We start from the raw sequence: 11,127 nt of genomic DNA on the forward strand, positions 1-11,127 counted from the left end.
CGCTAGGGTAAGCTGCGCGTTCCACCGTTAAAGCCTAAAACATTTCCCATGGTTAGGGCCTCAGACAGCCTCTTAGACCAACCAGGCGGACTCGTAGAGCTGCGCCGCAGAGCGAGTATGGGAAAAGGTGCGGCCCAGTGTGAGTGTAGGGTAAGTGTGAGTGTAGGGATAGCCTGGTGTTTGGGTCATCCCTACACGGTCACTTGGCCGCACTTAGGGAGCAGAAACGAGAAAATCGAGTGCTGAGCAGTTTCCGACAACCTGTGGAACATGTCATCCGCATCCTGAAGATATTTCGTGTGCTGAAGAAGGTTTATCGACATCGGAGACGGCGTTTTTCGCTCCGACTGAACCTCATTGCTGCAACCGTGAATCGTCGAACCGCACAAGCCGCCTGGCTTTCGCAAGAAGTCTAGTGAACCGTCCGCCTAAGCTGTCCATGCTTGCAGTACGCGCCGGAGGGCCAGCGGGTTGCGGGAAGACCCATGACGCCAGCTTCCTTTGCTACGCTGCCGGCATGAGACGACTGTGGTTTTCACTGGGGCTGCCCCTGGCCCTCAGCCTTTGCCTGTCGCACACTGCGGCAGTTAACCTGACCAAGTCGGGAACGCTGCCTAGTAGCCCTACCTCCACCAGCTGCTCGGGGGTCTTCACCGACCGCGAGGTTTTTGGCGACGTGCAGGTGCCCCCGAACCGCAACTGCACCCTGAACAACACCGCCGTACACGGCAATCTGCTGCTGGCCCAGGGATCGAGCCTGATTGTCAAGGATTCCAACGTGCAGGGCAGCCTCAAGACCGACGCCGGTTTCGTGCGGGTGGCGCTGTCCGGGGCCATCGTCGGCGGACAACTGGACGCCGGGCAGGGCGGCAGCGTCACGCTAAACGATAGTCAGGTGGTAGGCAAGGTCAACATCTACCGCAACACCGGTAACGTGCGCATTAACCGCATGACCGTCAACAGCGACCTGAACTGCTGGGGAAACCGCACCGAACCGGCGGGCACCTGGGTCCGGGTCGACGGCGTGCAGACCGGGCAGTGCAGACGGCTGTAAGAGCCAGCCCTGGCAAGGAGACAGGTGGCCCAGCGGAAAGCGGCAGCCGCGCTATCCTGCGTTCCATGTCGTACCAGACCGTCATCGGCCTCGAAGTTCACCTGCAACTGAAAACAAAGTCCAAGATTTTTAGCGACTGCCCACAGGACTACCACGGCGCGGAGCCAAACACCTACACCGACCCCTTCACGCTGGGGCTGCCCGGCACGCTGCCCACCCTCAACCGCGTGGCCGTGGAGCTAGCGATGATGTTTGGCCTGGGGCTGAACTGCGACGTGTCGGGCTTTACGCAGTTTCACCGCAAGAACTACTTTTACCCCGACGCGCCCAAAAACTTTCAGCTTTCGCAGTACGACCGCCCGATTGCGCGGGACGGCTTTTTAAAGGTTGCGGGTGAGAACATTCGCATCAAGCGGGCGCACCTCGAAGACGACGCGGGCAAGCTGACCCACCCCACCTACGCGCCGTACAGCCTGCTGGACCTCAACCGCGCCGGGTCATCGCTGCTGGAAATGGTCACCGAGGCCGATATCACCAGCGCTGAGCAGGCCCGCGCCTTTCTGGAAAGCGTGCAGGCCATCGCGCAGGCCCTCGGCGTGTCGGACGCCACCCCGGAAGAAGGCAAGATGCGCTGTGACGTGAATATCTCCATTCACCAAGAAGGCCAGCCCTGGGGCACTAAAGTCGAGGTTAAGAACCTCAACAGCTTCCGCAGCGTGGCCCGCGCCATCGAGTACGAGACGGCGCGGCAGGCGCGGGTACTCGACGCGGGCGGCAAGATCACCCAGGACACGCTGGGCTGGGACGAGGGCGGCCAGAAGACCTTCCTGATGCGAACCAAGGAGGGCGAGGCTGATTACCGCTACTTCCCCGAGCCGGACCTGCCCCCGCTCGACATCACCCCTGAGTGGATCGAGCGCGTGCGGGCGCGGATGCCCGAGCTACCCGCGCAGAAGCTGGAGCGTTATCTGGCTGCCGGGGTGCGCGGGGGCGACGCCCAGAGCCTGAGCCTGAACGTAGCGCTCTCGAAGTTTTACGACGAGGCCCTTCAGGGTGGCGCGGACCCCCAGAAGCTCGCCAACTGGCTGCTGACCGACGTGGCGGGGCACCTGACAGCGCAGGAAATTGGCATTGCTGAGAGCAAATTGCGACCCGCCCACCTCGCCGGACTGGTGCGGCTGATCGACGCCGGAACCATCAGCGGCAAGATCGCCAAGGACCTGCTGCCCGACGTGATGAGCGGTGCCGACCCCGCCGCGCTGGTCAAGGAGCGCGGCCTGAGCGTGGTGACTGATACCGGGGCCATCGACGCGGCCATCGACGCGGTCATGCAGGCCGACCCAGCCACTGTAGAAAAAGTGAAGTCGGGCAATACCAAAGCTATGAACGCCCTGTTTGGCCCGGTTATGAAGGCTATGGGTGGGCAGGCCAAACCCGAAGTCGTGCGCGAACGTCTGCAAGCCAAACTGGGTCTGTGAGCGCTCCCGCGACTCCCGGCCACAATCGCTGGCGTTTCCCGGCGCTGCTCTTTTCGTGGCTGGACGTGGCGGCGTGTCTGGGAGCGGCCACCTACCTTCTCTGGAATGCCAATTTCCAGGGGGCAGCCTGGTTCGACGCCGTCAGTATGCTGCTCGCTGGGCTGGTGCTGGCGTGGTGGACCACCATTTTCGGGCGCGTAACCCTGGGCCTGGGCGTCCCGGCCACCGACGGCACGCTGCGGGCCCTGGCTGTTTCGTACCCCTTGCTGACCTCCCTGCGGCTGGTAATCTGGGGTCTGACGCTGCTGGTCATTCTGGACGGCACTTTTCCGACGGCCAACCCGGTGGCCCTGACCGCCATGATGACCCTGTGGGGCGCGGCGATCATGGCGGCCAACGCGGTTAACGCTGGGCTGGTGCGGCTGGCAACCGTAACCGACGAGCTGGTGCGGCCCCAGGCCGAGCGGCTGTCCGACTGGCTCAACCTCAGCGCGGCGCTGGCACTGGGCATGCTGGTGATCAACTTTGTGCCCATTAAGGGGTACGGCACCCCGCCCACCCCGACCATGAATCTGGTCTACGCTGCCGGGGGCCTGCTCGACCTCGTTTCGGCGCTGTTTCAGTTTCTGGCAGTGCGCCAACTGGCGCAGCACACCACCCCGCGCACGCCCCCAGCGCCCCAGGAATCCTAGTGACCCAGCTTTTGCCTAACGCCTTTGGGCCAACTTTCCAGTATCCTGCCCGGCAGTCATGAGCGAACTCAAGCCTCCGGTCCCGCTGATCTCCCTGGGCGATCTCACCTGGGACGTGCTGGCGAAACCCGACTCCACGCTGCTTCCGGGCGGCGACACGACTGGCCGGATGGAGCTTTCGGGTGGCGGTAGCGCCGCGAATCTGGCGGTGTGGGCCAGACGCGCCGGGTATCCCAGCTGCTTTATTGGCAAGATCGGGCAAGACCGCTTCGGCGAGTTGGCGACCGCCGAGCTAAGGGCTGAGGGCGTGCGGGCCGAGGTGATCGCCAGTCCGCACCACCGCACTGGAGTGATTTTGTCCCTGATCGATGGCAGCGGGCAACGGGCCATGTTGACCGGTCAGGGAGCCGACTGGGAACTGCTGCCCGCCGAGCTGCCGGTAGACGTTATCCAGTCGGCCCGCCACCTGCACCTGACCGCCTGGAGCCTGTTCCGCGACCCGCCCCGCGCCGCTGCGCTGGAAGCTGCCCGGCTTGCCAGGGCCGCCGGAATAACCTTGAGCCTTGATCCAGGCAGTTTCCAGATGATTCAACAGATCGGGCGCGAGAATTTTTTACAGGTGGTGGACACGGTTCCATACGACGTGATTTTCCCCAACGCCGACGAAGCGCGGGCCATGAGCGGCCAGGACAGGCCCGAACAGGCCCTTAACTGGCTGCGCGGCAGGTATCCGGGGGCGCTGGTGGTCCTGAAAATGGACGAGGACGGCGCACTGATCGAGGGGCCGCAGACGCCGCGCGTGCATGTCGAGGCCACCCGCGACCGCCTGGTCGACGCCACCGGAGCCGGAGACGCCTTCGGTGGGGCTTTCCTGGCCGAGTGGCTCCTGCACGGCGATCCGGAAGAGGCCGCGCGGGTCGCCGTACAGGTGGGGGGATGGGTCGTGTCGCGCTTCGGGGCACGGCCACCTGTAGATGAAGAATTGACACTTCGTCTGGGTACTTCGCGCATGGGGAGAACATAAGAATGACACGTTTAAAAGGAAATGAAACACCCGCCTGGACCAGGATTCTGGTCGGCCTGCTGGCACTTTTGCTGCTTTTGGGACTGATCACCCTCATCTACGTCCGGTCGCTATTCGGGCCAGCCGGGGGCGGAAAGTACACGTTGCAGGTGTCCCAGGGCGAGACCGTGGGACAGGTCGCCGCTGATCTCCAGGCGCACCACATCATCAAGAATGCCCGCGCCCTGCGTTACATTATGGGTAAAAACGGCAGCGCCAGCAAGCTCAAGGAAGGGGCTTACGACTTGAGTGGCACTATGACCGCCCAGCAGGTAGCCAACGTGCTGGCCGGGCCTGCCCGCCTAGCGGTGATCAAAGTAACCATCCCCGAGGGGCGGCGCATCCGGGACATCCCCGCCATCTTCGACAAGGCTGGCTACGATGGCAAGGCAATTGCCACCGCCCTCACCGACGTGAACCTCAGCCGCTACGCCCACGGCAAGCAGCCCAACCTCGAAGGGTTCATCTTCCCCTCAACCTACGAGTTCCGGCCCAAGGACAGCAGTCAGGCCATCGTGAAAAAGATGGTGGCCCGCATGGAGCAGGAATTTACGCCTGCCAACATCGCTAAGGCGCGCGCCCTGGGCCTCAGCGTGCGCGGCTGGGTCATTTTGGCAAGTATGGTGCAGGCCGAGGCCGCCAGCAACAACGACATGCCGATCATCGCCGGGGTGTTTCTCAACCGCCTCAAGGAAGACATCGCGCTGGGCAGCGACCCGACGGTGGCCTACGGACTGGGTAAGAACCTGCCGGAGCTGGACCGGAGCGCGGGCGACTTTCAAAAGGACACGCCCTACAGCACCTACACCCGCAAGGGCCTGCCCGCCGGGCCGATTAATAATCCCGGCGAAGCGGCGCTGCTGGCCGCCATCAACCCGCAGCTTAAAATGGCCGACGGGCGCGACGCGCTGTACTTTTTGCACGTTCCGGGCGGCAAGATCTACGTGAATCACACCTACGCCGAGCACCTGCGCGATAACGCTCAGCACCGCTAAGCGCCAGGCGCTAAACTGAAAAAAATCAGTCCCCGCTGCCGGTCAGTGTCCACCACCTGGCCGCTTAAGCGGGCGCAAATTTAAGCCGTATAGGAGAGACAGACAACATGGCCGGTCATAGCAAATGGGCGCAGATCAAGCGCAAAAAGGGTGCCAACGACAAGAAACGCAGTGCGATGTATTCCAAGCACATCCGCGCCATTCAGGCCGCCGTGCGCTCGGGCGGCAGCGGCGACCCCGCCGCCAACCTGAGCCTGAAAAACGCAATTGCCGCCGCCAAAACCGACACGGTGCCCGCAGACAACATCGAAAATGCCATCAAGCGGGCGGTGGGCGCGGGCGAAGGCGCCGCCGAATTTAAGGAAGTGTCTTACGAGGGCTACGGCCCCGGCGGTACGGCCATTTTCATCGAGACGTTGACCGACAACGTCAACCGCACCGTGGCCGACATCCGCTCCGTATTCAACCGGCGCGGCGGCAGCATGGGCAACAGCGGCAGCGTAGCGTGGCAGTTCGAGAAAAAGGGCATTATTCTGCTGCGCGACACCAGCGAAAAAGCCCAGGAGCTTGCCATCGAATACGGCGCAGAGGACATTCAGGAGTCCGAGGACGGTTTGGAGATCAGCACCGCGCCGAACGACCTGTACGCCGTTCAAGACGCCTTGCAAGCCGCCGGATTTACCGCCGAGAATAGCCAGATCACCATGCAGCCCAGCAACACGGTAGCGGTGGCGGGCGACGACGCTAAGAAGCTGCTGACCCTGGTGGACTACCTCGAAGAACTCGACGACGTGCAGAACGTATACACCAACGCCGAGTTTCCCGAGGACATGGAAGAATAGACCTCTTTCAAAAGTCTGTGCAGGGTGATGGCCTGCTCACCGCTCGGAGCGGCCTTGAATCGGAGCGGACTGGCAAAGCTGCAAAGCAGAGCGGATTTGGGCATAAGCTGCGCCCGGCCCGTTTCTCACCCTCCCTGAAGCTCGCCTTGAGCCAGGGACCCTGTTCTGCCCCATAGGATTATCCTGGGCTATGGCTTACCAGGGAAAACTTGCGGGTGGTTTGACGGTTACGCTTAGTCAGAACGACGCACAGACCACCTTGAGCGTCGAGAGTTCGGGTCAGCGCCAGAGCAGTGAGCGCACCACCGGAGCGTGGAAAACGCCGCCGAAACTGTGGCAAAGCGGTGAAAGCGCCGTGGCCGAAATCGACGGCGACGAGAAAATCTACCTGAAGATCAGCGGGGACGGCGTGCAGCTGCTGGGCCGTGCGCCCGACCTGAACGGGGCCGAAGCGGTGGGGCTGACCAAAGTTCCCGACGACGCGGTTGGCCCCAAGATGCAGCCGATGAAACCTATGGAGCCTATGCAGCCCATGAAACCGCTGAGTGAGGACTGACGGCTAGACTGGCTCGGCTATATCCCGGCAGTCACCTTTTACCCCGCTCCGCTACAATCACTGGGTTATGTCACGGGTCTTTTCTGGAATCCAGCCGACGGGCGATCCCCACATCGGCAACTACTTTGGCGCGATGCGCAACTATGTCACGCTGGGCGAACAGTACGGCAAAAACAGCATCTACTGCGTTGTAGACTTGCACGCCATTACCAATCCGGCGGCCTCCGACCCGGCGGCGCTGGCGCAGCAGACCCTCGACATGGCGGTGGCGAACTTCGCGGTGGGCCTTGACCCCAGCAAGGTTACGTTTTTTCTGCAATCTCAGGTGCCCGAGCATCAGGAACTGGCCTGGATCTTCACGTGCATCACCCCCGTCGGTGAACTGGAGCGCATGACCCAGTACAAGGACAAGTCCGCCCAGTTCGAGAGCGTGCCCGCAGGCCTGCTGATGTACCCCGCGCTGATGGCCGCCGACATCCTGCTGTACAAGGCCGACACCGTGCCCGTGGGCGAGGATCAGACGCAGCACATCGAACTGACGCGCGAAATTGCCCGTAAGTTCAACCACCATTTTGGGCAGACCTTCGACGAGCCAAAAGCGGTCTACAACAAAGCCGCCCTGCGGATTCCCGGTGTAGATGGCCAGGGCAAGATGAGCAAGAGCAAGGGCAACACCATCGGGATTCTGGAACCGCTGGACCACATCTGGCAAAAGTTGCGGGCGGCCCCCACCGATCCGGCCCGCGTGCGCCGCACGGACCCCGGCAACCCGGACGTGTGCCTGATTTTCGATTACCATAAGCTGTTTTCTGACCTGGACACCACCGAGCTGGTGAACCGCGAGTGCCGCACCGCCGGAATCGGCTGCGTAGACTGCAAGAAAAAGCTGCTGGAAGGCATGGCCGCGCATCTCACACCCATTCAGCAGCGGGCCGAGGAACTCCGCGCCGACCCTGACTACGTGCGCGACGCCCTGCGCCAGGGCACCAGGGAAGCCCGCGCCATCGCCGGGGGGGTCATGGAAGAAGTGCGCGAGAAAGTCGGGTTTTTGAAGCTCTAATACGGACTGCACTCGATTTTACCAGCAGCCCTGCGAGTCCATCCTACGAAATCCGTATTTTTCTCTCTTCTGCCCGGATTGAAGCCAAACCTGCCGGGTTCAATCGGCAGTCCGTAGCCGTCATTTTTGACCCTCGCCCCTTGTGGGCCTTGCAAAGGTTGCAAAGGAGAGGGCCTCGCGCCGCGAGGGGGAGGAGGTGGGGAGGGCCTGTGACCAACGCAACAACGCACGCCTTTACCGTCGAGCTCTCCACCTTCTCCGGTTCCCTAGCCGAGCTCGCCGCCGCTCTCCGCGCTGGCCGCATCCTGCCTGCCGAGGTTCCGCTGCTGCAACTTACCCGCGACGTGCTGGGGTGGGTGCAGGCCGTAACGGGCCAACAACCCCTGGCTTTTGCCGAGGCGCACCCTGACCTGCTGCCGACTCTGGCAAGCGTGATTGCCCTAAAAGCTCGGCTACTCCTGCCCCAGCCGGAGCCAGACGACCTGCCCCCCGAAACCGATGATCTGCTCGACGACGTGGTAGAAGGCGTCGAGGCCCTGGCAGGACTAGGAGCGCTGGTGGCGTTCCTGGCGGCCCGGCGGGAGCAGCGGGCGGGTCTATTGCCAGCGCGGGCCGCTCCGGTCGATTTCCCACGTCGGCAGCGCCCGCGTAACGCGCAGGGCAGCCTTGCTAAACTGGTCAAGGCCGCGCAGCAGGCCGTTCGTCAGGTAGACGTGCCCCTGCTGGCCCGCGAACGCCTGACGCTGGCCGACGCGCTAGGCGCGCTGCGGGCCTTTGGCAAGCGGTTGCACACCTTTACCCTCGGCGGCGTGACCACCAGCGACTGGGGCGAGGAAACGACCTACTTTGCAGCCCTGCTCGAAGGCGTCAAGGAAGGCCAGTTCAGCGCCGAGCAGGACGAACCCTACGGCGAAATCAGGATCGAGTCGCGGCTGGTTGAAGGCTGAGGCGGCCCGCTTAGTTCCGGGCGTGCTGCACGGCAGCCTGCACCTGCTCAGGGCTGGGGCACACGCCTGGGGCACACGCCGGTATACAGCACAAACTGCTCCAGCGCCTGCAAGCCGCCTATGTCCAGCCCGTGTCCAGCCCATGTCCAACACAGTCACCCCGCGCCGCGCCCCGACGATCAGCGGAGTTTGGGCGCGGCGGGCCACCACGTAAAACACCCTGTCGGCGCTGACGACCCGTTCGGGGCAAAAGCCAATGTTCCCGCGTCAGGGCCGCCCGCCACGCCCAGCGGGGTGACGTTGACCAGCAGGTCGGCAGCCACAGCTTGGGCACTTTAGGGCCAGCTGACCTGTTCGGCCAGGGCGCGGCCCGCCTGCTCGTTGCGGGCGACGGGGACGACGATGCTGCCGCGCTGTAACCCCGCGTCGCGCAGGGCCGTGGCGACCGCCTTGCCCCGCCGCGCACAGCCGGAAGTTACAGCAGCGTCCGGTGGTCGGACAGCATGCAGCGGTTCTGCACGACCCCGACGCCGTGGGCCCTGAGTTCCTGCGCCACCGCGTCGTTGGTGATGCCCAGTTGCATCCAGACCACTTTGGGCAGCGGATTCATGCTCAGGATGTCCTGGAGGTGCTCCCCGACGCTCTCGCTGCGGCGAAACACCTCGACCACGTCTACCGGCGTGCCGATCTCGGCCAGGGTCGCCACGGCCTTTTGCCCGAAGAAACTCTCGCCGCGCCCGACCAGAGACGGATTGACTGGAATGACGCTGTAGCCCTGGCGATTCATGTACTCGGGAACGTAGTGCGCGGGCTTCTTGGCGTCGCGGTTGAAGCCGACCACAGCGATCACTTTCGCTTCCTTCAGTACCCGGACGATATCGGCCTTGTCATGCAGTAAAGTCACTGATTCACCCCTCCGGAAACATTTTTAAAGGCAATGTGAGCTGCTCCGAGTGTCGCATTTAATTCTGCGTCCGAATGTGCGTTACTGATGAAGACGCTCTCGAACTGCGAGGGTGCCCAGTAGATGCCCTGCGCCAGCAGTGCCTGAAACCACGCCGCGAATATTTTGGTGTTGCTGGGGGCGGCCTGGGTGTAGTTGCGAATCTCGGGGCCAGGGTGAAAAAAGGCCGTAAGCATCGAGCCGATGTGGTTGACGGTCAGCGGCACCCCCGCTGCCTGCGCCGCTGCCTTAAGCCCTTGAGCCAGTGCAGTGGTGTAGTTTTCCAGGCGTGTGTATATTTCCGGGTCGGCCTGAAGCTGTTGCAGGGTCGCCAGCCCCGCCGCCATTGCCAGCGGATTGCCGCTGAGGGTGCCCGCCTGGTACACCGGCCCCTGCGGCGACACGTAGTCCATAATCTCGGCGCGGCCCCCGTAGGCCCCCACCGGCAGGCCCCCGCCAATGATCTTGCCCCAGGTAGACAGGTCGGGGCGCAGGCCCAGCAGACCGGTCGCGCCGCTGAGTGAGAGGCGAAAGCCGGTCATAACCTCGTCGGCGATCAATACGGCGCCGTGATCCTTAACGCGGTGCAGCGCCGCCAGAAATTCGGGCGTAGGAATGAGTACGCCTGAGTTGCCCACCACCGGCTCGAAGATCACGGCGGCGATCTCGTGGCCGCGCCCGGCCATCAGAGCGTCGAGGGCTTCCGGGTCGTTGTACTCGGCCACTAGCGTCAGGTGAGCGTAGGCTTCAGGCACTCCGGCGCTGCTCGGGGCCGCCGCGCCCAGTTGTCCCTCGGCGTTGGTCATCAGGCCGCTGCCCGCCTCGACCAGCAGGCCGTCGGCGTGCCCGTGGTAGTTGCCCCGGAACTTGAGAATGTAGTCGCGCCCGGTAAAGCCACGGGACAGCCGCAGGGCGCTCATGGTGGCCTCGGTGCCGCTATTGACGAAACGCACCTTGCCTGCCCCGGTAATCTGCGTGACCAGCTCGGCCAGTTCGACCTCCAGCGGCGAGGGAGCGCCGAACGAGGTGCCGCGCGTGAGGGTGTCGGCAATGGCCGCCCGCACCGCCGGGTGATCGTGGCCCAGGATCATCGGCCCCCACGACCCCAGGTAATCCACGTAGCGCTGGCCGTCTACATCGGTCAGGTACGCGCCGTGCGCCTCGGCGATGAAGCGCGGCACGCCTCCCACACTTTTGAAGGCGCGGACGGGGCTGTTAACACCCCCGGGCGTCACGGCTTTGGCGCGGGCGAACAGGGCTTCGGATTGAGCAGTGCTAGAAGGAACCGTCATGATGACAGGCTAACGGATGGGCCGGTAAGGGAGAACCAGAAGGTTCAGACGGAGTGCGATTGAACCGCCCAGGACTCAAAGAATGAAGCGAACGCCAATACCTCCGCCAATGTGCGCATCATTGAACGGCTCTAAGAGGCTGTCTGAGGCCCTAACCATGGGAAATGTTTTAGGCTTTAACGGTGGAACGCGCAGCTTACCCTAG

General features: G+C 63.4%; 12 protein-coding genes and 1 pseudogene. 10 read left to right on the top strand and 3 right to left on the bottom strand.

The genetic code is table 11. The features are described 5' to 3' along the window. Positions 1 to 218: 218 nt before the first annotated feature. From QZ269_RS10235 to QZ269_RS10280, 10 genes and pseudogenes are all read left to right on the top strand, one after another. Positions 219 to 416, top strand: a pseudogene (locus tag QZ269_RS10235) (transposase family protein); the annotation flags it as partial. 101 nt (positions 417 to 517) lie between these two features. After that, positions 518 to 1,054, top strand: coding sequence for a hypothetical protein (locus QZ269_RS10240; RefSeq protein WP_291426613.1), 537 nt, complete (start codon positions 518 to 520; stop codon positions 1,052 to 1,054). A gap of 65 nt (positions 1,055 to 1,119) precedes the next feature. Beyond that, complete coding sequence (gatB, locus tag QZ269_RS10245) at positions 1,120 to 2,532, top strand: Asp-tRNA(Asn)/Glu-tRNA(Gln) amidotransferase subunit GatB (protein ID WP_291426614.1); 1,413 nt, start codon at positions 1,120 to 1,122, stop codon at positions 2,530 to 2,532. Continuing rightward, the gene (locus tag QZ269_RS10250; protein WP_291426615.1) at positions 2,529 to 3,224 is read left to right on the top strand and encodes a hypothetical protein; all 696 of its coding nucleotides are present in this window, start codon (positions 2,529 to 2,531) and stop codon (positions 3,222 to 3,224) included. Before gatB ends, QZ269_RS10250 begins: the two co-directional genes overlap by 4 nt. Positions 3,225 to 3,282: 58 nt before the next feature. Next, positions 3,283 to 4,248 carry a carbohydrate kinase family protein gene (locus tag QZ269_RS10255; RefSeq protein WP_291426616.1) on the top strand — a complete coding sequence of 322 codons (966 nt, stop codon included), beginning with the start codon at positions 3,283 to 3,285 and terminating at the stop codon, positions 4,246 to 4,248. Positions 4,249 to 4,250: 2 nt separating this feature from the next. Continuing rightward, positions 4,251 to 5,282: an endolytic transglycosylase MltG gene (gene mltG / locus QZ269_RS10260; protein ID WP_291426617.1), complete on the top strand. Its 1,032-nt coding sequence runs from the start codon at positions 4,251 to 4,253 to the stop codon at positions 5,280 to 5,282. A 107-nt stretch (positions 5,283 to 5,389) separates the two neighbouring features. Continuing rightward, positions 5,390 to 6,124 carry a YebC/PmpR family DNA-binding transcriptional regulator gene (locus tag QZ269_RS10265; RefSeq protein ID WP_291426618.1) on the top strand — a complete coding sequence of 245 codons (735 nt, stop codon included), beginning with the start codon at positions 5,390 to 5,392 and terminating at the stop codon, positions 6,122 to 6,124. 190 nt (positions 6,125 to 6,314) lie between these two features. Continuing rightward, positions 6,315 to 6,680: a hypothetical protein gene (locus QZ269_RS10270; RefSeq protein ID WP_291426619.1), complete on the top strand. Its 366-nt coding sequence runs from the start codon at positions 6,315 to 6,317 to the stop codon at positions 6,678 to 6,680. Positions 6,681 to 6,747: 67 nt separating this feature from the next. Further along, entirely contained in the window at positions 6,748 to 7,740 is a 993-nt protein-coding gene (trpS, locus tag QZ269_RS10275) for a tryptophan--tRNA ligase (protein ID WP_291426620.1), read from the top strand. 209 nt (positions 7,741 to 7,949) lie between these two features. Continuing rightward, positions 7,950 to 8,687 carry a ScpA family protein gene (locus QZ269_RS10280; protein ID WP_291426621.1) on the top strand — a complete coding sequence of 246 codons (738 nt, stop codon included), beginning with the start codon at positions 7,950 to 7,952 and terminating at the stop codon, positions 8,685 to 8,687. A gap of 179 nt (positions 8,688 to 8,866) precedes the next feature. Here the strand turns inward: QZ269_RS10280 and QZ269_RS10285 are convergent, their stop codons facing one another. The 3 genes from QZ269_RS10285 to hemL form a co-directional block, all read right to left on the bottom strand. Next, positions 8,867 to 9,010 carry a hypothetical protein gene (locus QZ269_RS10285; protein ID WP_291426622.1) on the bottom strand — a complete coding sequence of 48 codons (144 nt, stop codon included), beginning with the start codon at positions 9,008 to 9,010 and terminating at the stop codon, positions 8,867 to 8,869. Positions 9,011 to 9,162: 152 nt separating this feature from the next. Next, the gene (locus QZ269_RS10290) at positions 9,163 to 9,591 is read right to left on the bottom strand and encodes a CoA-binding protein (protein ID WP_291426623.1); all 429 of its coding nucleotides are present in this window, start codon (positions 9,589 to 9,591) and stop codon (positions 9,163 to 9,165) included. Continuing rightward, positions 9,588 to 10,922: a glutamate-1-semialdehyde 2,1-aminomutase gene (hemL, locus tag QZ269_RS10295; RefSeq protein WP_291426624.1), complete on the bottom strand. Its 1,335-nt coding sequence runs from the start codon at positions 10,920 to 10,922 to the stop codon at positions 9,588 to 9,590. Before hemL ends, QZ269_RS10290 begins: the two co-directional genes overlap by 4 nt. Between the last annotated feature and the right edge of the window lie 205 nt (positions 10,923 to 11,127).

It is taken from the genome of Deinococcus sp., assembly GCF_018260405.1.
Classification (GTDB): domain Bacteria; phylum Deinococcota; class Deinococci; order Deinococcales; family Deinococcaceae; genus Deinococcus.